Annotated in this window: 25 protein-coding genes; 16 read left to right on the top strand and 9 right to left on the bottom strand. The window is 70.5% G+C overall.

Features of this window, described 5'->3' with window-relative positions; all coding sequences use genetic code 11:
• Nucleotides 1–940: 940 nt before the first annotated feature.
• The 7 genes from V6V89_RS30575 to V6V89_RS30545 all read left to right on the top strand — a co-directional run bounded on the left by V6V89_RS30575 (nt 941) and on the right by V6V89_RS30545 (nt 8,136).
• Entirely contained in the window at nt 941–2,245 is a 1,305-nt protein-coding gene (locus V6V89_RS30575) for an ABC transporter substrate-binding protein (RefSeq protein WP_334622967.1), read from the top strand.
• Nucleotides 2,245–3,165: a carbohydrate ABC transporter permease gene (locus V6V89_RS30570; protein WP_334622966.1), complete on the top strand. Its 921-nt coding sequence runs from the start codon at nt 2,245–2,247 to the stop codon at nt 3,163–3,165. Before V6V89_RS30575 ends, V6V89_RS30570 begins: the two co-directional genes overlap by 1 nt.
• Nucleotides 3,165–4,058 carry a carbohydrate ABC transporter permease gene (locus tag V6V89_RS30565; RefSeq protein WP_334622965.1) on the top strand — a complete coding sequence of 298 codons (894 nt, stop codon included), beginning with the start codon at nt 3,165–3,167 and terminating at the stop codon, nt 4,056–4,058. The genes V6V89_RS30570 and V6V89_RS30565 overlap by 1 nt, the downstream gene beginning before the upstream one ends.
• A 14-nt stretch (nt 4,059–4,072) precedes the next feature.
• The gene (locus V6V89_RS30560) at nt 4,073–5,089 is read left to right on the top strand and encodes a LacI family DNA-binding transcriptional regulator (RefSeq protein WP_334622964.1); all 1,017 of its coding nucleotides are present in this window, start codon (nt 4,073–4,075) and stop codon (nt 5,087–5,089) included.
• Between the two features lie 46 nt (nt 5,090–5,135).
• Nucleotides 5,136–5,975, top strand: a complete 840-nt coding sequence (locus V6V89_RS30555) for a GNAT family N-acetyltransferase (protein WP_334622963.1) — start codon at nt 5,136–5,138, stop codon at nt 5,973–5,975.
• Nucleotides 5,976–6,004: 29 nt separating this feature from the next.
• Nucleotides 6,005–7,495 carry an FAD-dependent oxidoreductase gene (locus V6V89_RS30550; RefSeq protein WP_334622962.1) on the top strand — a complete coding sequence of 497 codons (1,491 nt, stop codon included), beginning with the start codon at nt 6,005–6,007 and terminating at the stop codon, nt 7,493–7,495.
• Between the two features lie 89 nt (nt 7,496–7,584).
• Nucleotides 7,585–8,136, top strand: coding sequence for a hypothetical protein (locus V6V89_RS30545; protein ID WP_334622961.1), 552 nt, complete (start codon nt 7,585–7,587; stop codon nt 8,134–8,136).
• Here the strand turns inward: V6V89_RS30545 and V6V89_RS30540 are convergent.
• Entirely contained in the window at nt 8,111–9,193 is a 1,083-nt protein-coding gene (locus tag V6V89_RS30540) for a CPBP family intramembrane glutamic endopeptidase (protein WP_334622960.1), read from the bottom strand. The two genes, V6V89_RS30545 and V6V89_RS30540, sit on opposite strands and share 26 nt — an antisense overlap.
• A 224-nt stretch (nt 9,194–9,417) precedes the next feature.
• Between V6V89_RS30540 and V6V89_RS30535 the strand changes: the two genes are divergently transcribed.
• Entirely contained in the window at nt 9,418–9,714 is a 297-nt protein-coding gene (locus V6V89_RS30535) for a YiaA/YiaB family inner membrane protein (protein ID WP_334622959.1), read from the top strand.
• 430 nt (nt 9,715–10,144) lie between these two features.
• Here V6V89_RS30535 and V6V89_RS30530 read toward each other — a convergent pair whose 3' ends face one another.
• From V6V89_RS30530 to V6V89_RS30495, 8 genes are all read right to left on the bottom strand, one after another.
• On the bottom strand, nt 10,145–10,945 hold the full coding sequence (locus V6V89_RS30530) for an IclR family transcriptional regulator domain-containing protein (protein ID WP_334622958.1): 801 nt from the start codon (nt 10,943–10,945) through the stop codon (nt 10,145–10,147).
• A gap of 46 nt (nt 10,946–10,991) precedes the next feature.
• A complete protein-coding gene (gene pcaC, locus V6V89_RS30525) occupies nt 10,992–11,378 on the bottom strand; it encodes a 4-carboxymuconolactone decarboxylase (protein ID WP_334622957.1) in 387 nt (128 codons plus the stop codon).
• Nucleotides 11,371–12,138 (bottom strand): 3-oxoadipate enol-lactonase, encoded by a 768-nt coding sequence (pcaD, locus tag V6V89_RS30520; protein ID WP_334622956.1) that lies wholly within the window; start codon nt 12,136–12,138, stop codon nt 11,371–11,373. The genes pcaC and pcaD overlap by 8 nt, the downstream gene beginning before the upstream one ends.
• The gene (gene pcaB, locus V6V89_RS30515; protein ID WP_334622955.1) at nt 12,135–13,403 is read right to left on the bottom strand and encodes a 3-carboxy-cis,cis-muconate cycloisomerase; all 1,269 of its coding nucleotides are present in this window, start codon (nt 13,401–13,403) and stop codon (nt 12,135–12,137) included. The genes pcaD and pcaB overlap by 4 nt, the downstream gene beginning before the upstream one ends.
• Nucleotides 13,396–13,944: a protocatechuate 3,4-dioxygenase subunit alpha gene (pcaG, locus tag V6V89_RS30510; protein ID WP_334622954.1), complete on the bottom strand. Its 549-nt coding sequence runs from the start codon at nt 13,942–13,944 to the stop codon at nt 13,396–13,398. The genes pcaB and pcaG overlap by 8 nt, the downstream gene beginning before the upstream one ends.
• Complete coding sequence (pcaH, locus tag V6V89_RS30505) at nt 13,941–14,639, bottom strand: protocatechuate 3,4-dioxygenase subunit beta (RefSeq protein ID WP_334622953.1); 699 nt, start codon at nt 14,637–14,639, stop codon at nt 13,941–13,943. The genes pcaG and pcaH overlap by 4 nt, the downstream gene beginning before the upstream one ends.
• Nucleotides 14,640–14,716: 77 nt before the next feature.
• Nucleotides 14,717–15,484, bottom strand: a complete 768-nt coding sequence (locus tag V6V89_RS30500) for a CoA-transferase subunit beta (protein WP_334622952.1) — start codon at nt 15,482–15,484, stop codon at nt 14,717–14,719.
• Nucleotides 15,481–16,296 (bottom strand): CoA transferase subunit A, encoded by an 816-nt coding sequence (locus V6V89_RS30495; protein ID WP_334622951.1) that lies wholly within the window; start codon nt 16,294–16,296, stop codon nt 15,481–15,483. The genes V6V89_RS30500 and V6V89_RS30495 overlap by 4 nt, the downstream gene beginning before the upstream one ends.
• Before the next feature lie 160 nt (nt 16,297–16,456).
• Between V6V89_RS30495 and V6V89_RS30490 the strand changes: the two genes are divergently transcribed.
• Genes V6V89_RS30490 through V6V89_RS30455 form a run of 8 tightly spaced genes read left to right on the top strand, consistent with a single transcriptional unit; the run spans nt 16,457 to nt 25,437 of the window.
• Nucleotides 16,457–17,428: an ABC transporter substrate-binding protein gene (locus V6V89_RS30490; protein ID WP_334622950.1), complete on the top strand. Its 972-nt coding sequence runs from the start codon at nt 16,457–16,459 to the stop codon at nt 17,426–17,428.
• Nucleotides 17,429–17,441: 13 nt separating this feature from the next.
• Nucleotides 17,442–18,224 carry an ABC transporter permease gene (locus V6V89_RS30485; protein ID WP_334622949.1) on the top strand — a complete coding sequence of 261 codons (783 nt, stop codon included), beginning with the start codon at nt 17,442–17,444 and terminating at the stop codon, nt 18,222–18,224.
• Entirely contained in the window at nt 18,221–18,994 is a 774-nt protein-coding gene (locus tag V6V89_RS30480) for an ABC transporter permease (protein ID WP_334622948.1), read from the top strand. The genes V6V89_RS30485 and V6V89_RS30480 overlap by 4 nt, the downstream gene beginning before the upstream one ends.
• A gap of 15 nt (nt 18,995–19,009) precedes the next feature.
• Nucleotides 19,010–19,840 (top strand): ABC transporter ATP-binding protein, encoded by an 831-nt coding sequence (locus tag V6V89_RS30475; RefSeq protein ID WP_334622947.1) that lies wholly within the window; start codon nt 19,010–19,012, stop codon nt 19,838–19,840.
• A complete protein-coding gene (locus V6V89_RS30470) occupies nt 19,797–21,224 on the top strand; it encodes a benzaldehyde dehydrogenase (protein ID WP_334622945.1) in 1,428 nt (475 codons plus the stop codon). The genes V6V89_RS30475 and V6V89_RS30470 overlap by 44 nt, the downstream gene beginning before the upstream one ends.
• 1 nt (nt 21,225) lies before the next feature.
• Nucleotides 21,226–22,422 carry a 3-oxoadipyl-CoA thiolase gene (gene pcaF / locus V6V89_RS30465; RefSeq protein ID WP_334622944.1) on the top strand — a complete coding sequence of 399 codons (1,197 nt, stop codon included), beginning with the start codon at nt 21,226–21,228 and terminating at the stop codon, nt 22,420–22,422.
• A 20-nt stretch (nt 22,423–22,442) separates the two neighbouring features.
• Entirely contained in the window at nt 22,443–23,255 is an 813-nt protein-coding gene (locus tag V6V89_RS30460; RefSeq protein WP_334622943.1) for an SAM-dependent methyltransferase, read from the top strand.
• Between the two features lie 7 nt (nt 23,256–23,262).
• Nucleotides 23,263–25,437, top strand: a complete 2,175-nt coding sequence (locus V6V89_RS30455; RefSeq protein WP_334622988.1) for a putative bifunctional diguanylate cyclase/phosphodiesterase — start codon at nt 23,263–23,265, stop codon at nt 25,435–25,437.
• Nucleotides 25,438–25,504: the final 67 nt, after the last annotated feature.

Genomic DNA, 25,504 nt, shown 5'->3' with positions numbered 1-25,504 from the left:
TCCGCGTCGCGTTGTCCGCGTCGCGTTGTCCGCGCCGCGTTGTCCGCGTCGCGTTGTGCGCGTCGCGTTGTGCGCGTCGCGTTGTCCGCGTCACGCCCTTTCCGCCGATCAAGGGCAAACGCACGTGGTTCGATCTCTTTTCCGCGTGCGTTTGGCCTTGATCAATGGACATCTCCTTGATCGGTGAGGGAAAACGCCGCCTGGGTGCGGCGTCCGCCGGTCTGTTCGCTGCGCGTGCCCGCCGGTGCCCCGCGACGGCTACGGCCTCGGCCATTGCCCGCTTCGCGCGTATGGCGGACGAGATCTTGGCGGCTTTCGGCGCCGCATTGGGCGCCGTATCAGCCAGAACCCGTGCCAGTGAACGTTGTGGGCGCACCAGGCCGGGTGATTCGTCGCCGCGGCCCGCGGGCACCGCCGCCGGGCCGCCGCCGGGCCGCCGCCGGGCCGCCATGCCGCCGCTGCGGCGGCCGTCCGCGCGTAGATCTTGCTGAGCAGGCGGATATACCGCGCTACCTCGGCGACTTTTACCACGCGCGCCGCCCGCGGCGGTCGTTGCCTGGCTGCGGCGCACGCAGCGGACGCGAGGCGGCGGGCGTCCGCCGATCAAGGACATCCGCATCGATCAAGGGCAAACGCACGCGGAAAAGAGATCCAACCACGTGCGTTTGCCCTTGATCGACGGAAAGGGCCGCGCCGCGGAGCGCGGCGGCGGAGCGCGGCGGCGCGGCGGGGACCGGGTGGCTGGGTGGCGAGCGCCTGCGGAAGGCGCGGCAGGGGGCCCATCTGAAGCTTCCGAACTGTAAGCGCTCCCAGCTTCTGCAACCGCATGATTGCAGATGTCAAGAGCCCTATGAGTGACTCTTGACACGTCCGTCACGTGACACCAAGACTGTGAGCGCTCACATTTATGCCCGCAGATTCAACACCTTGAGAGGCTGAGATGACACGCTCACTGGGTGCGAAGATCGTGGCGATGGTTCTCGGTGCCGGCCTCGTTGCCGCCTGCGGCTCGGACTCCGATGACGGCGACAGTGGCACCACCGGTGGCAAGGTCGAGCTGAGCTTCTGGGCCTGGGCGCCCAATATCGAGAAGGTCCTCGACAAGTGGAACGCCGCCAACCCTGACATCCACGTGACGCTGAGCCGGCAGGCCGGTGGCGGCGACATCGTGACGAAGCTTCTGACCGCGCACAAGGCGGGCAACCCGCCAGACCTGGCGCAGGTCGAGTACCAGTCGCTGCCCACCCTGGTCAGCAACGACGTGCTCGCCGACATCGCCAAGGAGACCGGTGACACCAAGGGCAAGTTCGCCGACGGCGTCTGGCAGCAGGTGACCCTGGGCACCGACGCGGTGTACGGCATCCCGCAGGACGCGGGCCCGATGATGCTCTACTACCGAACCGACCTGTTCCAGCAGCACGGGCTGACCGTGCCGAAGACGTGGGAGGAGTTCGCCCAGACCGCCCGCACGGTGCGCACCAAGGCGCCGAAGCAGTACCTGACCACCTTCTCCGCGAAGGACCCGGGCTGGTTCTCCGGGCTCGCCCAGCAGGCCGGTGCCGCGTGGTGGGGCGTCGACGGCGACGCGTGGAAGGTCAACATCAACGACGCGGCGACGAAGAAGGTCGCCGACTACTGGGGTGGCCTGGTCAGCGAGGGCGCGATCGACGACCAGCCGATGTACACCCCGGAGTGGAACAAGGCGCTCAACGACGGCACCCTGCTGGCTTGGCCGAGCGCGATCTGGGGCCCGGGCGTGCTGGAGGGCAACGCGCCCGACACCAAGGGCAAGTGGGCGATGGCCCCGCTGCCGCAGTGGACGGCCGGCGAGAGCAAGACCGGTAACTGGGGTGGCTCGTCGACCGGCGTGACCGCCAAGTCCAAGAACCAGTCGGCGGCGGTCAAGTTCGCCACCTGGATGAACACCGACGCGGCGGCCACCGAGGTGCTGATCAGGGAGTGCAGCATCTACCCGGCGGCACGCGACGCGCAGGCGAGCCCCGCCCTGTCGCAGCCGCCCGCGTTCTTCCCTGCGCAGGCCGACTTTTACGCGCAGGCCAAGCAGATCGCCGAGGGCGCCGCGGGCGTCACCTGGGGCCCGAACGTCAACGTGACGTACCAGGTCTACCAGGACGCGTTCGGCAAGGCGATCACGCAGAAGTCGCCGTTCGGCGCCGCTGTGGACCAGATGCAGTCGGCCACCGTCGCGGACATGCAGAAGAACGGCTTCAAGGTCGCGAGCTGATGACCGTCGCGACGAACCGCCGGGGGAGGCGTACTGCGGCGCCGTACGTCTTCCTCGCCCCGGCGGTGCTGCTCTTCTCGCTCTTCATCCTGCTGCCGGTCGGGTACACCGCCTACCTGAGCCTGCGGAAGGTACAGGTGAAGGGCCTGGGCCTCGGGCGGGGTGCGCGCAGCGAGGTCTTCGCCGGCCTCGACAACTACCAGCGCGCGATCACCGACTCCGAGCTGTGGTCGGGCGGCTTGCGGGTGCTCCTGTACGGCCTGCTGCTGTTGCCGATCATGTTGGGGTTGGCGCTGCTCTTCGCGCTGCTGCTCGACCGGCCGCGGGTGGGCCTCCGGCGGTTCTCGCGTATCTCGATCTTCCTTCCGTACGCGGTGCCGGCGGTCATCGCGAGCATGTTGTGGGGCTTCCTGTACCTGCCGGCGATGAGCCCGCTCAACTACGTGCTCGACAGGCTGGGCCTGCCCGAGCCCAACCTGTTGAGTCCTGGCTCGGTGCTCTTCTCGATCGTCAACATCGCGGTCTGGGGCGGCGTCGGCTTCAACATGATCATCCTGTACACGTCGCTGCGCGCCATCTCACCAGAGATCTACGAGTCGGCGCGGATCGACGGCTGCTCCGAACTCCAGATCGCGCTGCGCATCAAGATCCCGCTGCTGATACCCGCGATCGTCATGACCACGGTGTTCTCTCTGATCGTGACGGTGCAGGTGTTCAGCGAGCCCTTGACGGTCCGGTCGCTCACCACGTCGATCACGTCCACCTGGACGCCGCTCATGAAGGTGTACCGGGACGCGTTCGCCGCCAACGACCTGTACTCCGCCGCGGCCACCTCGATCCTGCTGGCCGCGATCACGCTCGTGCTGTCGTTCGGTTTCCTGCGCTTCGTGCAGCGCCGCGCCTTCGGAGAGGATCGCTGATGAGCACGGCAACAGCTTCGCGGAGCTCGACGCGCCCGGCCGCCGCCGTGCCGACGGCACGGCGTCCACGCCCCGCCTTCGTACCTACCGCGGTCCTGCTGATCGGCGCCGTGTACTGCCTGCTCCCGGTCGCGTGGGTGGTGGCCGCCTCGACGAAGGCCGGCTCGACGCTGTTCACCTCGTTCACGTTCGCGCCGAGCGGTTCCTTCTTCGACAACGTGGGTGAGCTGTCCGACTACGGCGGCGGCATCTACTGGCGCTGGATGGTCAACACCGCCCTGTACGCGGGCGTCGGCGCGGGGCTGTCAGCCGGCCTGTCCGGGCTGAGCGGATACACGCTGGCGAAGTACCGGTTCGCGGGGCGGTCGGTGATCTTCAACGTGCTGCTGGCCGGCGTGCTGGTGCCGGGCATCGTGCTCGCCATCCCGCAGTACCTGATGCTCGCCAAGGTGGGCCTCACCAACACGTACTGGTCGGTGCTGCTGCCGAGCATCGTCAGCCCGTACGGCATCTACCTGGCGCGGATCTACGCCGCCGCCGCGGTGCCCGACACGATCGTCGAGGCGGCCCGGGTCGACGGTGCCAGCGAATTCCGGATCTTCCGCAGCGTCGCCCTGCCTATGATGGTGCCCGGCATGATCACCGTGTTTCTCGTGCAGTTCGTCGCTATCTGGAACAACTTCCTGCTGCCGTTCATCATGCTGGCCGACGACAGGAAGTTTCCGGTCACGCTCGGCCTGTACACGCTGCTCAACCGCGGCGCCACCGAACCCGCGCTGTACAGCCTGGTCATCACCGGTGCCCTGCTATCGATGATCCCCCTCGTCGCCGTCTTCTTGACCCTTCAGCGATATTGGCGAGTTGACCTGCTATCGGGAGCGGTCAAGTCGTGACGGAGAATAAACACGTGCCTCCCCATTCTCGATCGCAGCGGGCCCGCCCGACCATGGACGACGTCGCCGCCGTCGCCGGCGTGTCCCGCGGCACTGTGTCCCGCGCGCTCAACGGCGGGCACAACGTCAGCGGGCCGGCCCTGGAGGCGGTGCAGCGGGCGATCCGCAAGACGGGATACGTGGTCAACCAGCACGCCCGCAGCCTGGTGACCCAGCGGTCCGACTCGGTGGCGTTCATCCTCTCCGAGCCGCAGGACAGGCTCTTCGAAGACCCCAACTTCAACGTGCTGCTGCGTGGCTGCACCCGGGCGCTCGGCGAGCACGACATCACGTTGCTGCTGACCGTCGCCGGCACCCAGGAAGACCGCAAGCGGATCAGCCGGTACGTGACGGCGGGCCACGTCGACGGGGCGCTGCTGGTCTCCGACCACGCGGGCAGTCCGCTGCTGGAGGAACTCAAGGGCCGCACGCTGCCGGTGGTCACGTGTGGGCGGCCACTGGGGCACGAGCGCGAGATCTCGTACGTGGCCGCCGACGACCGCGACGGTGCCCGGCAGATGGTCAGCTACCTGCGGTCTCGGGGGCACCGGACGATCGCCACGATCACCGGCCCGCTCGACACGTCCGGTGGCGTCGACCGGCTCGCCGGATACCACGACGTGCTCGGCGAGGGCGACCCCCGGCTGGTGGTGAGCGGCGACTACACGCAGGCGTCCGGCGAGGCCGCGATGGAGCAGTTGCTGCGCCAGGCGCCCGACATCGACGCGGTGTTCGTCTGTTCCGACCTGATGGCCGCCGGCGCGATCGCCGTGCTGCGGCGGGTCGGCAAGCGGGTGCCCGACGACGTGGCGGTCGGCGGCTTCGACGACTCCAAGGTCGCCCTGGCCTCGACGCCTTTGCTCACCACGATCCGGCAGCCGCTCGGCCGGATCAGCGGCGAGATGGTGCGGCTGCTGTTGGGCCACATCGCGGGCGAGCCACCCGCCGCGGTGATCCTCCCGACCGAGCTGGTCGTACGCGATTCCGCGTGATCGCAAGGCGATGCTCTCCGAGCCCGAATCTGGCAGGCTGGTACACGTGCTGACGATACCCGTGCGCCAGGTCGGCGAGGCCGAGCGGAGTGCGGTCGAGCGGATCCTCGACCACGATCCCTTCGGTGGCGCGCAGGTGGCCGAGCGGGTCGCCACGCACGGCCTGTCGTGGTGGCGTTCCGACGGGCGGATCTACGGGTACGGCTCGCGCCGGCACCTGGAATCGCTGTGCTGGTTCGGCGGTCACCTGACGCCCGTGCTGGCCAGTCCGGCCGCGGTGACGGCCTTCGCTGACATGATCCTCGCCGAAGAGCGCGGCTGCTCGTCGATCGTCGGGCGCGCCGACGCGGTGCTCGGCCTGTGGGAGCGCCTCGTGCCGTACTGGGGGGCCGCGCGCGACGTCCGGCCGTACCAGCCACTCCTGGTCGCGGACGCCCCGCCGGCGGTGGCGGCCGACCCCGGTGTGCGGCTCGTCCGCCCGGACGAGATCGACCTGCTGTTTCCGGCGGCCGTCGCGATGTACACCGAAGAGGTTGGTGTCTCGCCGATGGGCGACGACCGCGGCCGTGGATACCGCCGAAGGATCACCGAGATGGTGCGGTCCCGCCGCGCGTACGCCCGGGTTCTGAACGGTGAGGTGGTCTTCAAGGCCGAGTTGGCGGTCGTCACCCGGCACACCGCGCAGGTCCAGGGCGTGTGGGTGGCGCCGCACTGGCGCGGGCGCGGGCTCGCGGCGGCGGCGATGGCGGCGGTGGTCCGCGACGCGCTGCGACGGGTGGCGCCGACGGTCAGCCTGTACGTCAACGGCCACAATGAGCGGGCGCAGCGGGTCTACGCCCGCTGCGGCTTCCGCCCTGCGGGCGAGTTCGCGACGATCCTGTTCTGACCGGGTCCCGCCTGGGTACATAGGCGGGCATGAAGCTTCCTGAGCCCAGGTCGTACTGGCTCGCGAGCGCATCGCCCGAGGTGCCGCCGCCGGTCACCGGCCTTCCCGACGTGGACGTCGCGGTGCTCGGCGGCGGGATCGCCGGCATTACGACGGCGTACCTGCTCAAGCGCGCCGGCCGGACGGTGGCCCTCGTGGAGGCCCGCCGGCTGCTCGGCGGCGTTACCGGACATACCACCGCAAAGGTGAGTGCCCAGCACGGCGCGGTCTACGCGAAGCTGACGGACCGGTTCGGGGCGGGCACGGCCGCCGGGTACGCGGCGGGGCAGCTCGCCGCGCTCGACTGGATCCGCTCCGAGTCGGCCGTACTAGGCGCCGACTGCGAACTGTCCACCCAGGACAGTTACGTCTACGCCGAGGGGACCGGGCACCGCGACGAGCTCAAGCGGGAAGCGGAGGCGGCTGCCGATGCGGGGCTGCGCGCCGAGTACGTCGAGGACGTCGACCTGCCGTACCCGGTGGCCGGCGCCGTGGCGGTGCGCGGGCAGGCGCAGTTCCACCCGGTGCGCTGGCTGGCCGCGCTCGCGGCCGAGATCCCCGGCGACGGCAGCTACGTCGTCGAGGGCGCGCGGGCGCTTGGCGTACGCGATGGCGTGGTCGCCACCGAGCGAGGGCGGCTGCGGGCGCGCGACGTGGTGGTGGCGACGCACACGCCGTTCCTGGACCGTGGGTTCTTCTTCGCCCGGATGGCGCCGGTGCGCGACCTCGTCGTGGCCGGTACGCCAACCGACGGCCAGCTCCCGGACGGCATGTACCTGTCCATGGACACCCGCCACTCCGTGCGTGGTGCGGGCTCGCTGGTGATCGTCCTGGGCGAGCACCACCGCACCGGTACCGTCCCGGACGCGCTCGCCCGGCACGAGGCTCTGGGGCGCTGGGCGATCGAGCGCTTCGGCCTGGCCGGCATCGACTACCGGTGGTCGGCTCAGGACAACACCACGGTCGACGGCCTGCCGTTCATCGGGCGGTACCCGTTCGGCGGCGACCACCTGTGGGTGGCCACCGGGTTCGGGCAGTGGGGCATGACCAACGGCACGCTGGCCGGCCTGCTGCTCAGTGACCTGATCATGGGTGTCGACAACCCATGGGCGCGGATCTATGATCCGGTGCGGCTCTCGGTGCGGCAGTCGGCGGTGGACTTCGCCCGCGACAACGCGGAGGTGGCCGCCCACTTCCTGAGCGACCGGGTGCGGGCGGTGATGGCCGGCGATCCGGAGCGGCTGAAGCCGGGAGAGGCCGGCGTCTTCCGGCAGGGCATCCGGCTCGTGGCGGCCCGCCGTGACGAGGCCGGCACGCTGGTCACGATGTCGGCGCGCTGCACGCACCTGGGCTGCGTGGTGCGGTACAACAACGACGAGAACTCGTGGGACTGCCCCTGCCACGGTTCGCGGTTCGACCTGGACGGCACGGTGCTGGGCGGGCCGGCGATCCGACCCTTGTCCCAGAGTTCGGGAGAATGACACGCGTTTTCAGAAAGCCCACGCACTGTCGGTAATCGCCTAGCTACGCTTTGTAACGACCGACCGCGATGCAGGTTACGGCCAGTGGGGTGAGCACCGCGATGGGGCGGATCGTCAAGCAAGTCTCTGAAGGCACCACGAAGTACTACTGGTATCCAGGTGACAAGAAGGAGTGGATCCGCGCCGCCGTCGCTCTCGGCGTCGGCGGGGCCGCGTTCGGACTGTCGATGCTTCTGACCCGGAGCCTCCTGCTGGCCACCGTCGTGGGCACCTCCGCCACCGCCGTGGTGGCCGGGCTCAACTTCGGCAGGCGCGACGCACGGGCCCTTGCGGGCTTTCCCGACCTCGGTGACCGAGCCGCCCGGCGCGCCGCGGTGGGGCACGCCGGCAAGGCCGTCTGGCGGGCGCTCGCCCACGGGTTCGGCGGTGCCGCCGCGGCGGTACTCATCCTGAACCTGCCGCACCGCGGCGCCGTCGCCGACTGGATCCTGCCGATCGTGCCCGCCATCGCGGGTGCGCTCGCCCACCAGCTCGGCATGCTGTGGGAGCAGCTGAGCGCGTCGGCGTCGACGCCGGGTCCGGCCTCAACGCCGGCATCGGAGGCGGCCGAAGCGCCTAAGGAGCCGGCTCTTCAGAGCTGACGCCCGGCGGCGCCGGCGGCGCCACCGCACCCGGCGCCGCTGGTTGGGCCGCACCCTGTCGCGGCGGCGCGGGCCAGTTTGCGGGTGGCGGCGCGGGCCAGCCGTAGGGAAGGCCAGCGTAGGCGGGCGGCGGCGGTGCCGGGCGCGGCGGCCAAGGCGACGGATCGGGTACCGCGTCCGTCAGCCCGCGGCGCCGGGCCAGCAGCAGGACCACCGCCGCGAACCCGCACACGACCGCCATGTCCAGTACAGCCAGGTAGCCGGGCGCGTCGGCCAGCGTCTCATCCGTGTCGAGCCCACCGAGTGCCGCCGCGACCAGGAACGCGAGCAGGTTCGTAAGCACATGCAGCGCGATGCCGGCCTCCAACCCCCCGGTGCGTACGGTCAGCCAGCCCGTCGCCGCGCCGAATACTGCCAGCGCGGCGAAACCCCACGGTGTACCCCAACCATGCGCCGCACCGAACAGCACCGCCTGCAACGCGATCGGCACCAACGGCCCGCGCAGGTACGAACCGATCGCCTGGAGCAGCCACCCTCGGAAGAGGAACTCTTCCGCACTCGCCTGCAGCGGCACGAGGAGCACGAGCATCAGCGCGGCGAGCAGGAACTCCGGCCACCCCACCCAGGTCGCCGCCGCCGGCGCCACGTCGTCGCCGATCAGGGTGCCCACGCCGATCAGCACCAGCACGAAGAACAGGGCCACACCCATGCACGTGCCCAGCCAGCGCAGCCGGAGCCGGCCGGTCACCGACACGAGCGTCCCCGGCGGGCGGCGCTGGATCAGCCAGGCCGCCAGAAACAGCAGCGGCGTCAGGATCGCAAGGCTCAGCAACAACGCGGCCGTGCCGGCGATCGGCCCGACGTCGGGGAGGCCATCCGCGCCCGCCGGCAGGCCAGCCGCCTCGGTGAAAACGAGCACGACGCAGCCGACCGCCACAAGGATGAAGATGTAGGCCCCGAGAAACGCAACGGTGCCGACGATCGGGCGCCACCAGCGGTGCCGGTCGGTGCGAGCAAGTCGGTGATACGGCGTGCCGGGCAGGGGCGGGCTCGTCATGAGCATCCACACTACGTACCGATGGGGGCGCTCTCGCGCCCCCTGTCGCCCACCGTCGCAGCCCCTTGGCAGTACGGCGGCAAGGACTTCACATCGGCTACCGCTCCTATGCGGTTGTTACCCATCTTTCAGCCCAGGTACTCAGGGAACGTCCGCCAGGTGGCTGACTTTTTTGAGCACCCGTACCCACGACTGGCGTACCCGCTTACGGCACCCTGTGGGGTATGACCGTTCCGATCCAGCGCAAGAACACCACCGCGTTTTTCGTCCAGGCTGGACTGTCGTTCGCCGTTTCGGTAACCGCGGTCGGCGTGGGCATCGCGTACCTGCCGATCGGACCGTGGATCCGCGCGTTCCTGGCGATCGGTGTTCTCTACGTTGTCACGTCCGCGTTCACCTTGGCCAAATGCGTCCGCGACCAGCAGGACGACTCCGAGGTGGTAACGAGGGTCGACCAGGCCCGCCTGGACAAACTCCTGTCCGACCACGACCCCTTCAAAGTCCCCAGCACCACGCCTTAACCCACCATGCCGCGCCCCGCGCGCCCCTCCCACCATGCCGCGCCCCGCGCGCCCCTCTCTCCCGTCGATCAAGGGCAAACGCACGTGGTTCGATCTCTTTTCCGCGTGCATTTGCCCCTGATCGACGCAGATGGCCTTGATCGGCGACCCCGCCGCCGCGTCGTCGCGCTGACGTGCGGCCATTCGCCGGCGCCGCTGCCTCTGCCGCGCCCGACCTCCCCGCCGCCTGACCACCCCGGGCCGCGGCGCGGGATCGCCTAACTCACGGCATGGATCAAGGAGATCCGCATGGATCAAGGACAAACGCACGCGGAAAAGAGATCCAACCACGTGCGCTAGCCCTTGATCGACGAGGAGAGACGGGCCCTGGGGACCGGACGCCGCGCGGGGCGCGAGGGCGCGCGGGGGAGACGGGGCGCGGGGGACGGGGTTAGGCGCCGGTGCGGTGGGAGCGGGGGGTGGCTATGTGGAGGTCGGCGTTGATTTGGGCGACCGTGGCAAGCAGGCTGGGGAGGAGGTCGCGGCGGATCGACTCGACCGAGTTGCGGCTGGCGTGTACGGAGATGTTGGCGGCGGCGACCACGGTTCCGGTGCGGTCGCGGATCGGGGCCGCCACCGAGCGCAGCCCCTCCTCCAGCTCCTGGTCGACGATCGCGTACCCCTGCGCACGCACCCGTCGCAGCTCGGCCCGCAAGCCGTCAGCGGTGGTGATCGTGCGCGCGGTCAGCCGGTTGAGTTTCGCCCGGCTGAGGTATGAGTCCATCTGCTCGTCGGTGAGGTGGGCCAGCAGTACGCGCCCCATTGACGTGGCGTGTGCCGGAAAGCGGGTGCCGACGTTGATCGCCACGGTCATGATGCGCGAGGTGGGCACCCGGGCCACGTACACCACGTCGTCGCCGTCGAGCACGCACACCGACGACGACTCGCGCACGTGGGCGACCAGCCGTTCCAGGTGTGGTTCGGCGACCTCGGGCAGCGAGATGCTCGACAGGTAGGCGTAGCCGAGCTCCAGTACGCGCGGCGTGAGGCTGAACAGCCGCCCGTCCGTGCGTACGTATCCCAGATCGGTGAGGGTGAGCAGGAAGCGTCGCGCGGCGGCCCGGGTCAGATCACAGATGCGCGCCACCTCGCTGAGCGTCAGCTCAGGATGGTTGGCGTCGAAAGCGCGGATCACCGCGAGGCCGCGCTCCAGCGACTGTACGAAGTGGGCCTCGCGCCCCGGCTCGGTCATGCGAATGACCCGCGTGAGCGGACGCGAGTGCCAGCTGGTTCAGTCATCATTCCCCCTCGGCCAGCACCCGCTGCGCGATCGCCAGCGCGCTGTTCGCTGCCGGCACACCAGCGTAGATGGCCGTGTGTAGCAGCACCTCGCCGATTTCGTCAGCCGTCAGGCCGTTTCGGCGGGCCGCCCGGACGTGCATGGCCAGCTCTTCGTCGCAGCGCAGCGTTGCCAGCACGGCGAGGGTGATGCAGCTGCGGGTGCGCCGGTCGAGGCCGTCGCGGCCCCAGACCGCCCCCCAGGCGTACCGGGTGATGAGGTCCTGGAACGGTTTGGTCAGCTCGGTGGTGTTGGCGATGGCCCGGTCGACGTGCGCGTCGCCGAGTATCGCCCGCCGCACCGCCATGCCCTCGTTGTACGCGGTGTCTGCCATTGGATCAGCCATCGAGATGCTCCAGGATCAGTGCGGTCACCGTGTCGGCCTGCTCGATGTTGGCGAGGTGTGCGGCGTGGGGCACGATCGCCATCCGGGCGCTGGGGATGGCGGCGGCGATGCTGGCGCCGTGTGCGGGCGGGGTGGCCGGGTCGTCGGCGCCGGCGATCACCAGCGTGGTCGCGCGCACAGTGGGGAGTACGCCCGTGAGGTCCATGCGTTCGATGGCGCCGCAGCACCCGGCGTACCCTTCGGCTGGCGTGGTTGCGATCATGTCGCGCAGGCCGGTCGCCACCTCCGGGTTGCGGGCCGCGTACTCCGGTGTCAGCCACCGCGACACGACCGCATCGGCCAACGCGGCGGTGCCCTGCTCGCGCACCGTCCGAGCCCGGTCTACCCACATCTCCGGCGGGCCGAGCCGCGGCGACGTGCAGCACAGCACCAGCCGGTCGATCCGGTCGGGAGCGTACGCGGCGAGCCACATGCCGACCATGCCGCCGAGCGAGACGCCGCAGAAGTGCGCCTTGGCCGCGCCGAGACGATCGAGCAGCGCGATCACGTCGTGGCCGAGGTCGGCGATCGTGTACGGCCCCGGCGGCACCGGCGACTTCCCGTGCCCCCGCATGTCGAACCGCACGACCTGGAAGCGCGAGCTGAGCCGCGCGGCCTGTGCGTCCCACATCCGGAGCGTGCTTCCCAGCGATCCGCTGAGCACGAGCACCGGCGCCTCGGAAGGCCCCTCAACGACGTGGTGGACGGCGACAGCGTTCACGGCCTCTCCCGGGACGAGTGGTGGCGCAGGGCAGTATCCACAAGGGAGCCTGCGTGGCCTGTGTAGGTTGTCAGGTCCAGCAGGGACGGGTCCACCTCCGGAAAGGCGTCAGCCAGGGGCTGGCCTGACGCCAGAACCGAGCGGACCTTGTCGTGGGCCGCGTCCGGGCCCAGAGACGAAGACAGAGCCGCCGCTACGCGCTCGGCTATGAGGGCGTCGCCGCTCAGATCCAGGTTCGCTCGCATCTTCGCCGCGTGGATGTCCAGGTTGGTGAGGCTTTCGCGGAGCCAGTACGCGGCTGATCCGGTGCTCACGAGCAGTGTGCGGAGTGGACGCCATTCGGCGTGCCAGCCGCCGGCCGCCCGCTGGTGCTCCTGAGCCATCGCTCCCAGTAGCGTGGCGACCAGTCCGGGTGCCTGCGCCGCGCACGCGCTCGCCGAGACGGCGGCGACCGGGTTGCGCTTGTGCGGCATCGCGGACGAGCCACCCGGCCGCCCCTCGCTGACCTCGCCGACTTCGGTCTGGGAGTACAGGACGATGTCGCGGGCCGCTTTGCCGACCGCGCCGGCGGCAGTGCCCAGCGCGCCGGCCAGGTCCGCGACGCGGGTGCGGTCGGTGTGCCACGGCAACAGCGGCTCGGCGAGCCCGAGTTCGCGAGCCAATCTGCCCACAGTGGACGGTGTGAGTGCGGCCAGCGTGCCGGCGGCGCCGCCGAGCTGCGCGGCCAACCGGTGTGCGCGCACCTGGGCGAGCCGGTCAGCTGCCTGGTCCAGGGCGGTGAGCCAACCGGCCGCCACCAGGCCGAACGTGGTAGGCAGCGCCTGCTGGAGCAGCGTGCGGGCGGCCACCGGGGTGTCGCGGTGCACCTCGGCGAGCCGGGCCGCTGCGTCGGCGGCGCCCGCCAGGTCGTCGAGGAGCGGGCCGAGTGCCCGGTGCGCGACCAGCATCGTCGCCGAGTCCAGGATGTCCTGGCTGGTCGCTCCCTTGTGGACATACGCGGCGGCCGCCGGTGATACGCCGGCGCGCAGTGCGCGTACCAAGGGAATCACCGGATTGCCGGCACCCGCCGCCGCGGCGCCGAGCTCGGCGATGTCGAAGCGGGCGGCGCGGCACGCGCCGGAGATCTCCTCCGCGATGTCCGTGGGGGCGTCGCTGGCCCGCGCGAGCGCGGCCTCGACGTCGAGCATGGCCGCCAGCCAGGCCGGGTCGGCGACCGCCTCGCGGACCGCACCGGCCGCGAGCACCCCGCCGAAGAGCTCAGACATCGAAGAAGACGGTCTCTTGCTCGCCCTGGAGGCGGATGTCGAAGCGGTACCCCTTGTCTTCGGGCACGGCCAGCAGGGTCGCGCGCCGGTCGGCGGGCACCGCGAGCAGCACCGGGTCGGCGGCGTTCGCGTCGGGCTCGTCGGCGAAGTAGATGCGCGTGACGACCCGGTGCAGCAGGCCGCGGGCCAGCACCGACACGTCGATGTGCGGCGCCTGCGGCACCCCGCCAGGTCCAGGAACGGGGCCCGGCTTGAGAGTGCGGATCGCGTACCGGCCGGTGTCGTCGGTGGGGCACCGGCCAAAACCCCGAAACCCGGAAACCGCGCCGCGCGGGTCGTCGGGGTGGTCGAAGCACCCCTGCGGGTCGGCCTGCCAGGTTTCGACCAGAGCATCGGGTACCGGGTCACCCGCGCCATCGGTCACGATGCCGTGCACCCAGAACCCGCTCGGGTCGGCGTCGAGGACCACGAACGGCCCGTCGGGCCAGGGCAGGCCGATCGACAGGAACGGCCCGACGGTCTGCGACGGCGTTTCGCTCATTTGACCGACTCCATCGGCGTCTGCTCGCGCCCGCGCAGCACGATGTCGAATTCGAACGCCAGCGCCCACGCCTCGACGCTGTTGGCCAGGTCGAAGCGGGAGATCAGCCGGGATCGAGCCGCCTCCGGCACCGAGTTGTAGACCGGGTCGTAGGCGAAGAGCGGGTCGTCGGGGAAGTACATCTGCGTGACGAGGCGCTGCGTGAACGCCCGGCCGAACAGCGAGAAGTGGATGTGCGCCGGCCGCCAGGCGTTGTAGTGGTTGCCCCACGGGTACGCGCCGGGCTTGATGGTGACGAACCTGTATCGCCCCTGGGAATCGGTAAGTGCCCGGCCCACGCCCGTGAAGTACGGGTCGAGCGGGGTGTCGTGCTGATCCCACTTGTGCAGGTACCGCCCGCCGGCGTTGGCCTGCCACAGCTCGACGAGCGTGTTCGGCACCGGACGGCCATCGCTGTCGCGCACCTGGCCGTGCACGATGATGCGCTGCCCCGTCGCCTCGCCGTCGGGGTGCTTGGTCAGGTCGGCGTCGGCGGCGGTGACCCGGCCCTCGCCGAGCAGCGGTCCGGTGATCTCGGTGAGCGTGTGTGGCAGCAGGATGGGCGCCTGGCTAGGTGCGCGCAGGACGGTCGACTTGTATCCGGGCGAGAGCAGCGGCGGGTGCGTCGCGCCGTCGTCGCGCCGGTAGCCGGCCACCCCTGGTAACCCTTGTGTCGGTAAGGGACCCGTGGCGACCATCGACGGCGAATGACCTGAATTCCGGTTGGCTTTAGTCATCGCCCCTCCTCGGGTCCAGCTTGCCGGTTCAGCTCACGTAGTGCGGCCAACTCGGCCGCCGTTGGCTCGGGCGTCGTGCCCAGGGTGCCAGACACGGCGAGCGGCCAGCCGGTCGCGGCGCTCGCCTGCCCCGGGTCGACGCCTGGGTGCACCTGGGTCAGGGTCAGCTCGGCGGTCTCCGGATCGGGCTCCAGGATGCCCAGGTCGGTGATGACCAGGACCGGTCCGCGCCCGGTGAGGCCGAGGCGGGCCCGGTCGCCGGGGCCCGCGCCGTACCCGACCGAGGTGACGAAGTCGACCCGCTCGACGAACGCGCGCGTGCTCTGCTTGGCGATCACGATCACCTCGCGGCACGACGCGGCGATCTCGGGGGCTCCGCCGGCGCCGGGGAGCCGCACACGGGGGGATCGGTAGTCGTCACCGATCACCGTCGTGTTGATGTTGCCGTACCGGTCGATCTGGGCCGCTCCCAGGAAGCCGACGTCGATCCGGCCGGGCTGGAGCCAGTAGTTGAAGATCTCCGGCACCGAGACGACCGCGTCGGCGGTCTCGGCCAGTACCCCATCGCCGATGGAAAGGGGCAGCGTGCCCGGCTTGGCGCCGATCGTGCCTGACTCGTAGATCAGTACCAGGTCGGGTGCGTGCGTGCGGCGCGCGAGGTTGGCGGCCGTGCTGGGCCGGCCGATGCCGACGAAGCATCGCACGCCGTCGCGCAGCGCTCGCGCGGCCGCGATGGTCATCATCTCGTCGGCGCTCCAGCTCACGTGCGGACCTCGCGCATGACCGTGCCGGCGAGCCAGGCGGTGAACGCGTCGCGGTCGCGGCTGATCGCGTCCCATGCCTGGTAGTAGTCGTTGTCGCGTTCGCTGTAGCCCATCGCGTATGAGGGGTGGGCGCCGCCGGGGACCTCGGCGATGTAGGTGATCGCCCAGTGCGGCAGGATCATCGCCCCCGCACGGGGGTCGAGGTGGTCGACGACCTCTTCGACGGTGACGAGCGAGCGCTTCGACGCCAGCAGGACCTCTTTGTGTACCCCGGTGATGCCCCACATCTGCACGTTGCCTGCCCGGTCGGCGCGCTGGGCGTGCACGATGCCGACGTCCGGGTTGAGGGCGGGCACGGCGGTGAGCATCTCGCCGGTGAACGGGCAGGTGATCGGCTTGATCGTGGGCGTCTGCTCGACGAGGTCGGTGCCGACGTATCCGCGCAGCACCGCGAACGGCAGCCCGGCGGCGCCGGCGACGTACCGGTTGGCCATGCCGGCGTGGCTGTGCTCTTCGATCTCCAGCGGCACCGGCCACCCGTTCTGCACGGCGTCGCGGAACCGGTGAAGCGAGCCCACGCCGGGGTTGCCGGCCCAGGAGAAGACCAGCTTGCGCGCGCAGCCGGCGCCGATCATCTGGTCGTACACGATGTCGGGCGTCATCCTCACCAGGGTGAGGTCGCGCCGGCCCTGCCGGATGACCTCCTGTCCGGCCGCGACGGGGATGAGATGGGTGAAGCCCTCCAGCGCCACGGTCGCCCCATCTGAGACCAGATTGGCGATCGCATCCCGCAGCGAGGTTATCTCCCCCATGCGACCATCCTTGTGCGTGTGTAGAACATTGGTTCGCTAAGCGAACCGTACTTCCGCCTGTTGGTGCTGTCAAAGGTCTCCATTGACGTGAGCGGCGTCACGGGATTACGTTCATTATGAGAACCGATGTTCGACATACGCACAACTCTTCGGAGGTCCCATGGCACGGCCCTTCGCTGTCCTTTGCGCCGTCGGAGCTCTCCTTTTCGCCACGGCCTGCGGCGACGAGTCCGAGTCGCCGGAGACGTCCACGCCCGGCCAGGAGGGCAGCACCAAGGTGACCGTGGGCGTGATCCCGATCGTCGACGTCGCGCCGATCTATCTCGGCAAGGAGAAAGGCTTCTTCGCCAGCCGCGGCATCGACCTGGCGATGGAGAGCGGTCAGGGCGGCGCGGCGATCGTGCCGGGCGTGGTCAGCGGGCAGTTCCAGTTCGGCTTCAGCAACGTGACGTCGCTGATGATCGCGCAGACCAAGAACGTGCCGATCAAGATCGTGGCGAATGGCGTCGCCTCCACGGGGCGGGCCGACGCCGACTTCGGTGGCGTGACCGTCAAGGGCGACAGCCCGATCCGGTCCGCCAGGGATCTCGCCGGCAAGAAGGTCGCCGTCAACACGCTGCAGAACATCGGCGACACGACGGTGCGCGAGTCGGTCCGCAAGGCCGGCGGCGACCCGAAGTCGATCCAGTTCACCGAGATCGCGTTCGCCCAGATGCCCGCCGCGCTGGCCGCTGGCCAGGTCGACGCCGCCTGGGTCGTCGAGCCGTCGCTGTCGGCCGTCAAGGCGCAGGGCGGCCGGGTCGTCGCGTGGAACTACGTGGACGCGGCGCCGGACCTCACCGTCGCCACGTACTTCGCGTCAACCAAGCTCATCCAGGACGACCCGGATCTCGTCAAGCGCTTCTCCGAGGCGATCAACGAGTCGCTGGCGTACGCCGACGCGCATCCCGACGAGGCGCGCAAGATCCTCGGCACGTACACGAAGATCGACCCGAAGGTCGTGGAGACCCTGACGCTGCCGAAGTGGCCCACCGAGATCAACAAGGCGTCGCTGGAGACGCTGTCGCAGCTGGGCAGGGGCGACGGCGTATTCGGTGACAAGACACCTGACCTGGGCAAACTGCTGCCATGAGGGGCCGCGTTCCATGAGGGCGAGAGGGGCGTCGCCGGCGGTGCTCGGGTTGCTCGGGCTCGCCGGCCTCCTCGCCCTGGTCGAGGCGCTGCCGCACACCGGCCTGGTCTCGGCCGACTTCCTGCCGCCCACCAGCCGGATCGCCAGCGCGCTGGCCGGCGAGCTGGGTGACAGCGAGTTCTGGTACGCCCTGCGGGACACCCTCGTCGCGTGGGCGATCGGGCTGGCCATCGCGGTCGGCGCCGGCGTGGTCGCCGGCTTCGTGATCGGCACGGTGCCGGGGCTGCGGGCGTTCACCGCGTCGACCATCGAGTTCCTGCGGCCGATCCCGTCGGTCGCGCTGATCCCGCTGGCGGTGCTGATGTACGGCACCGAACTCCAGTCGACCCTCATGCTCGTCGTGTACGCGTCGTTCTGGCAGGTGCTGATCCAGGTGCTCCACGGCGTACAGGACGTCGACCCGGTGGCCGACGAGACGGCGCGCAGCTACGGGCTCGGCCTGTGGGCGCGCATCCGGCACGTGCTCTGGCCCACCGCCCTGCCGTACGTGATGACCGGCGTCCGGCTCGCGGCAGCCGTCGCGCTGGTCCTCGCCATCACGGCGGAGCTGGTCATCGGCGCGCCCGGCCTCGGCAGCCGGATCGCGGTCGCGCAGGCGTCGAACGCGGTGCCCGACATGTACGCCCTGGTGGCGGTCACCGGGCTGCTCGGCGTCGCCATCAACCTGGGTGCCCGGCGCGTCGAGCGCCGCCTGCTGCGGTGGCACCAGTCGGTGCGGGGCGAGGTGGTCGTATGAGGATCGCCGGCCGCATGGTGCTGGCCGTGGCACTGCCCGCCGTGCTCTTCGCGATCTGGTGGTTCGCGACCGCCAACAGCACCAACTTCTACCTGCCGCCGCTACGCGAGATCCTGCGCATCTTCCCCGACGTGTGGACCGGTGACCGGCTGCGCACCGACGTGCTGCCCAGCCTCCTGCGGCTGGCCGCCGGATACACGCTCGCGGTGGTGGCCGGCATCGCCCTCGGCGTACTCGTCGGCAGCTACCGCGCGGTCCGCGCCGTACTGGAGCCGGTGCTGGAGTTCTTCCGCGCGATCCCGCCACCGGTACTGGTACCCGTCATCATGCTTTTCGCCGGCATCGGCGACACAATGAAGGTCGTGGTCATCGCGGCGGGCTGCGTGTGGCCGATCCTGCTCAACACCGTCGAGGGCGTGCGCGCCGTCGACTCGGTGCTCGCTGACACCTGCCGCTCGTACCGGATCAGCGGTCCCGCCCGGCTGCGCCACCTGGTGCTGCGCGGCGCCAGCCCGCAGATCGCGGCCGGCATGCGCCAGGGGCTCTCGATCGCCATCATCCTCATGGTCATCAGCGAGATGTTCGCCGCCAGCAACGGGTTGGGCTTCGCGATCGTCCAGTTCCAGCGCGGTTTCGCGATCCCCGACATGTGGAGCGGCATCCTGCTGCTCGGCCTGATCGGCCTGGTCTTGTCTCTGCTCTTCCGCCTCGTGGAGAGCCGGGCGCTGGCCTGGTACCACGGGCTGCGCCGCGTCCAGCGCGGTTCGTGAGGTGAAAGGAAAGCGATGCTCCTAGAAGTCCAGGGCCTGCGGAAGGTGTACGAGGGCAAGGAACGCCAGGTCGAGGCGATCCGCGACCTGACGTTCGGTGTCGACGCTGGCGACCTGGTCTGCGTGGTTGGCCCGTCCGGATGCGGCAAGACCACGCTGCTCAAGTGCATCGCGGGGCTCCTCACGCCGACCAGCGGAGATGTGCAGCTCGACAGCCGGCGGGTGTCGGGCCCACCACCGGGCATGGCGGTGGTGTTCCAGGAGTACGGCCGCAGCCTCTTCCCGTGGATGAGCGTGCGCGACAACGTCGAGCTGCCGCTGCGGCAGAAGAAGCTGCCGCGGGCCAGGCGGCGTTCGCTGGTTGACGACGCCTTGTCGGCGGTCGGGCTCGCAGACACCCATGACGCGTACCCCTGGCAGCTCTCCGGCGGCATGCAGCAGCGCGTGGCGATCGCCCGCGCGGTCGCGTACCAGCCTGACGTGCTCTTGATGGACGAGCCGTTCGCGGCCGTCGACGCCCAGACCCGCGCGGACCTGGAAGACCTTATCCGCGACCTGTGGCACAAGCTCGGCGTCACCATCCTCTTCGTCACACACGACATCGACGAGGCCGTGTACCTCGGCCAGCGCGTGATCGTCCTGTCGTCCTCTCCGACCGGGGTCCGCGAAGACGTCGACATCGACCTGCCCGACGCTCGCGACCAACTGCACACCCGCTCCGACAGTCGCTTCACCGAGCTCCGGTCGCACATCTACGCCCAGATCCAGGCGGCCAAGCGCGAATCCACCTCAGGGAGAACCGATGCTGCTCGAGACAGCAACCTGGCAAAGCAAGTTCTTCAGTAACGGCTGGGCCGCCGGAGAGGGCGGCGACGCCCCCGTCGAAGACCCGGCCACCGGCGCCGAGCTGGGCCGGGTCGGCATCGCCGGGCCTTCCGACGTCGCGGCCGCTGCCCGGGCCGCCGCGGCGGCGCAGCCGGCCTGGGCCGCGCTGCCGCACCCCGAGCGCGCGGCGGTGCTACGCCGCGCCGGCGACCTGTGGCGGGAGCACGCCGAAGAGGTACGCGACTGGATCGTGCGCGAGACCGGTGCGGTGGCGCCGAAGGGCGACTTCGAGATCGGCGTCGCCGCGCAGGAGTGCTACGAGGCCGCCGCGCTGCCCTCCCGACCGTATGGCGAGCTGCTGCCCAGCCTCGACGGGCGCCTCAGCATGGCGCGCCGGGTGCCCGCCGGCGTGGTCGGGGTGATCTCGCCGTTCAACTTCCCGCTGATCCTGTCGATCCGGTCGGTGGCGCCGGCGCTCGCGCTCGGCAACGCCGTCGTCCTCAAGCCCGACCCGCGCACCGCCGTGAGCGGTGGCCTGCTGATCGCCCGCATCCTCGAAGAGGCCGGACTGCCGGCCGGCCTGCTGCACGTGCTGCCCGGCGGGGTGCCGGCGGGCGAGGCGCTGATCGTCGACCCACACGTGCGGGTGATCTCGTTTACCGGGTCGACCGCCGCCGGCCGCCGCGTCGGCGCGCTCGCCGCCGAGCACCTCACCCGCGCGCACCTCGAACTCGGCGGCAACTCCGCCGTCGTGGTGCTCGACGACGCCGACCTCGACCGCGCGGTCTCGGCCTCCGCGTGGGGCTCGTTCAACCACCAGGGGCAGATCTGCATGACCACCGGGCGGCACCTGGTGCACGAGTCCCTGTACCACGAGTTCGTGGACCGGCTCGCGAAGAAGGCCGACGCCCTCCAGCTGGGGCCGGTGATCGACGCGGGGCAGCGCGACAAGATCCACTCACTGGTGACCGCGAGCGTCGAGGCGGGCGCGCGGCTGGCGGCCGGCGGCACCTTCGAGGGGCTCTTCTACCGGCCGACCGTGCTCGCCGACGTGCGGCCCGACATGCCGGCGTACGCGAGCGAAGTCTTCGGGCCGGTGGCGCCGGTCGCCCGGTTCGGCAGCCTCGACGAGGCCGCCGAGCTTGCCGCCGGTAGCGAATACGGGCTGTCGCTGGGCATCATCACCCGCGACGTGATGAAGGGCCTAGCCCTCGCCGACCGGATACCGACGGGCATCGCGCACATCAACGACCAGACCGTCAACGACGAGGCCAACGCGCCCTTCGGCGGCGTGGGTGCGTCCGGCACCGGCTCCCGATTCGGCGGTGCCGCCGCGAATGTGGAGGCGTTCACGGAAACCCGGTGGGTCACGGTCCGCGGCGACGTCCCTGCCTACCCTTTCTGACATGGAGGCCTTTGTCGTAGGGGGAGTCCGCACCCCGTTCGGTAAGTACGCGGGTGCGTTGTCCGGGGTACGGCCGGACGACCTGGCGGCGCACACCATCCGGTCCCTGGCCGCCAGGCTGCCGTCCGTCGACTGGTCGGCGGTCGACGACGTCGTGCTCGGCTGCGCCAACCAGGCCGGCGAAGACAACCGCAACGTCGCCCGGATGGCCGCGCTGCTCGGCGGGCTCCCCGAGCACGTCTCCGGCACCACAGTCAACCGGCTCTGCGGCTCCGGGCTCGACGCGGTGGCGTACGCCGCGCGGTCGATCAAGGCAGGCGAGGCCGACCTGGTCATCGCGGGCGGCGTCGAGAGCATGAGCCGGGCTCCGTTCGTGATGCCCAAGGCCACGACGCCGTTCGCGCGCACCGCCGAGATCTACGACACGACGATCGGCTGGCGGTTCGTCAACCCGCTCATGCGGGCCGGCTGGGGCACCGACTCGATGCCGGAGACCGCCGAAAACGTGGCCGCCGCGTACGAGATCTCCCGGGAGGCGCAGGACGAGTTCGCGCTGCGCTCGCAGGAGCGGGCGGCCAAGGCGCGGTCCCGCCTCGCGCTGGAGATCGCCCCGATCGAAGTACCGGCGGGGCGGCGCGGCGAGACCGCACTCGTCGAGGCGGACGAGCCGCCCCGGGAGACGTCGCTCGCCAGGCTCGCCGCACTGCCCACCCCGTTCCGGGAGGGCGGCACGGTCACCGCTGGCAACTCCTCGCCGGTCAACGACGGCGCCGCCGCGCTGCTCGTCGCGAGCGAGACGGCCGTGCGCCGGTACGGCCTGACACCCCTGGCCCGCGTCGTGGGCGCGGCGTCCGCGGGCGTGCCGCCGCGCGTGATGGGTGTGGGGCCCGTACCGGCCACCCGGCGGCTGCTCGACCGGCACGGGCTCGGGATCGGCGACCTGGACGTCGTGGAGCTCAACGAGGCGTTCGCCGGGCAGGCGGTGGCGGTGCTGCGCGAACTCGGCCTGCCCGAAGACGCCGAGCATGTCAACCCCAACGGCGGCGCGATCGCGCTCGGCCATCCACTGGGCGCCAGCGGGGCCCGCCTCGCGCTCACCGCAGCCGTTGAACTCGGTCAGCGAGGGTCCAGGTACGCGTTGTGCACGATGTGTATCGGTGTGGGCCAAGGCATCGCGCTACTCCTCGACGCGGCATGACTCGCGCGTATGCTCAGCGCGTGGAACTTCCAGGAGGCCAGCCGACAGACATCGACCTGACGCGCCCGAGCGCCGCCCGGGTCTACGACTACTTCCTCGGCGGAGCTCACAACTTCGAGGTCGACCGCCACCTGGCCGAGCAGATCGCCAGCACGACGCCCAACCTGGCCGACACCATGCGCGCCGGCCGGGCCTTCCTGCGACGGGCCGTGCGATACCTGGTCGACGAGGGCGTCGACCAGTTCCTCGACATCGGCTCCGGCATCCCGACCGTCGGCAACGTGCACGAGGTGGCGCAGGCGGCCAACCCCGCCGCCCGGGTGGTCTACGTCGACGTCGACCCGGTCGCGGTCATGCACAGCCGGTCCATTCTGGAGGGTAACGACCTCGCTGGCGTCATAGAGGCCGACATGCGCGAGCCCGACCGGATTTTGACCGACTCGCAGAAAATGGGGCTGATCGACCTGAGCCGCCCGGTTGCGGTGCTGCTGGCCGGCGTCGTGCACTTCGTGCCCGATGACGACCGGCCGGCCGAAGCGGTCGCCATGCTCCGTGACGCCGTGCCGGGCGGCAGCTTCCTCGTCGTCTCACACTCCACATTCGACAAGCAGCCGCAGGAGATGCTCGACGCGCAGCGCCTGTCCTCGCGCACCGCGACAGAGATCACGCTGCGCTCGCACGCCGAGATCGCCGGGTACTTCGGCGACTTCACGCTCGTGGAGCCGGGCCTGGTGTTCCTGCCCCAGTGGCGGCCCGAGTCACCGGGCGACGTCGACGACCACCCCGAGCGGTTCGGCGCCTACGGCGGCGTCGGCCGCAAACCTGTCGAGTAAGCCCTAGATCGGGCCGGAGGCAGCGATAGAGGAGTTCAGTCAGGCGGGAGCGGAACGGTACGCGACCCTATGGGCGCGTGCCGGGGATGCGCTCGGCTTTGTGCCGATGAGCCCCCAGGAAACCGAGCGGATGCTGCTGCGGCACACCGTCACGCTCGCCGACGCGCTGCTCGCAGAGCCATTCCGCACCGAGCCGGGCCACATCGTCGGCCGTGCCCTTGTCGACGCCCACTTCACGGCGCCCGAGTTCCTCGACCAGACGCTCGTGACGTTCGGGCGCTCGTTTCTCGCCCACGTTGTGCCTTCGGCTCCCGGGGTGCCCGACCTGGCTGACCGGGCAGTCGCGTTGCAGGCGGCCATCGCCACCGGATACGCGCGGGCGCTGCGCGACCGCACCTTCGCCCAGCAGGAGCGGATCAGCCAGGCGGTGTGGGCCGCGCGCAACCAGATCGAGCAGGCGCTGCGGGCCAGCGAGGCGCGCTTCCGGGCCCTGTTCGCGGGCGCCGCCATCGGCATCGGCATCGGCGACATGGAAGGCAACATCGTCGATGTCAACCAGGCGTTCGCGGAAATGCTCGGATACACCGTCGAAGAGCTGCGCGAGATCAACGTCGCCGAGCTGTTCTACCCCGACGACACCCCCGGCATGTGGGAGCTGTACGCCGAGCTGCTCGAAGGCAAGCGAGACAGCGCCCGCCTCGAAAAGCGGTACTACCGCAAGGACCGTAGCATCGTCTGGACCGACCTGGCCGTCTCGCTGATCCGCGACGAAGAGGGCCGCCCGCGGTTCACGGTCGCGATGCTCGAAGACATCACCGACCGGTACGAGCTACAGGAACGGCTGCGTTTCCAGGCCCTGCACGACCCGCTCACCGGCCTGCCCAACCGCACCCTCTTCTTCGAGCGGCTCGCCGCCGTCTTCGACGGCGGCTCCGCCCGTGTCGGCGTCTGCTTCATCGACCTCGACGGGTTCAAGGCCGTCAACGACAGCCTCGGCCACCACATCGGCGACGAGCTGCTCGTGGTGGTCGCGCGCCGGCTCGCCGCCTCGGTGTCCGCACACGGCCACGTCGCCGCGCGGCGGGGCGGCCACCTCGTCGCGCGAATGGGCGGCGACGAGTTCGTCATCCTCATCGACGACTCCGACGGCGTCGACATCGCCATCGCCGTCGCGGAGGCGGCGCTCGCGGCAATCGCCACACCGGTACGCATCGACGGGCACCCACCATTGTCGGTCACCGCGAGCATCGGCATCGTCGAGCAGCTGGTACACGAGACCACGCCCACCGACGTGATGAAGGCCGCCGACACCACGCTGTACTGGGCGAAAGCCGACGGGCGTGGCCGGTGGGCGCTCTTCGACCGGGTACGCAGCGAACGCCAGATGATCCGCTCGGCGCTCGTCAACGCGCTCCCCGCCGCCCTAGAACACGACCAGTTCACAGTGGAGTATCAGCCGATCGTGTCATTCGACGGCACGCTGCGCGCGGTCGAGGCGTTGGTGCGGTGGCGCCACCCCGAGCTCGGCACGCTGCCACCCGACCGGTTCATCGGGCTGGCCGAGGAGACCGGGCTCATCGTCCGACTTGGACGGTGGGTACTGGAGCAGGCGTGCGCGCAGGGCGCGGCCTGGCACCGCGAGTTTCCCGAGGCGCGCCTGGTGGTCAGCGTCAACCTGGCCGTACGGCAGGCCAGAGCGCCCGGCATCGTGGAAGAGGTGGCCCGGGTCCTCCGCGATACCGGCCTCCCCGCCGACCTGCTCCAACTCGAACTCACCGAGAGCGCCGTCATGCCCACGGCCGGCGAGCCGGTGCACTCGCTGCGCGGCCTGGCGTCCACGGGTGTGCGGATCGCGATCGACGACTTCGGCACCGGATACTCCAACCTGGCCTACCTGCGGCGGCTGCCGATCCACGCACTGAAGCTAGCCGGGCCGTTCATCGAGGGACTGCGCTCAGGTGGCGTGGTCGACTCCGCGAGCCTCGCCGACGAGCGCATCGTCGACGCCCTGGTGCGCCTGGCCCACGCCCTCGGCCTGACCGTGACCGCCGAGGCAGTCGAAACCACCGAGCAGGCCGAACTGCTGCGCGCGCTGGGCTGCGACACCGGCCAGGGCCTCCTCTTCGGCGCCCCCGTCCCCGCCCAAGCCATAACCCCCCTCCTCACCCCACCCCCACCCTGATCACGCGCCTCCCGCCGCGCGCCGCCGCGCGCCCGCCGCTCGCGCGCCGCCCGCCGCCCGCCGCGCG

Origin of the sequence: Micromonospora sp. CPCC 206061 (assembly GCF_036906915.1) — a bacterium.
In the GTDB taxonomy this organism is placed as follows: domain Bacteria; phylum Actinomycetota; class Actinomycetes; order Mycobacteriales; family Micromonosporaceae; genus Phytohabitans.
Note: the sequence above shows the minus strand (reverse complement) of the source record. Positions and strands in the feature narration are given on the sequence as shown.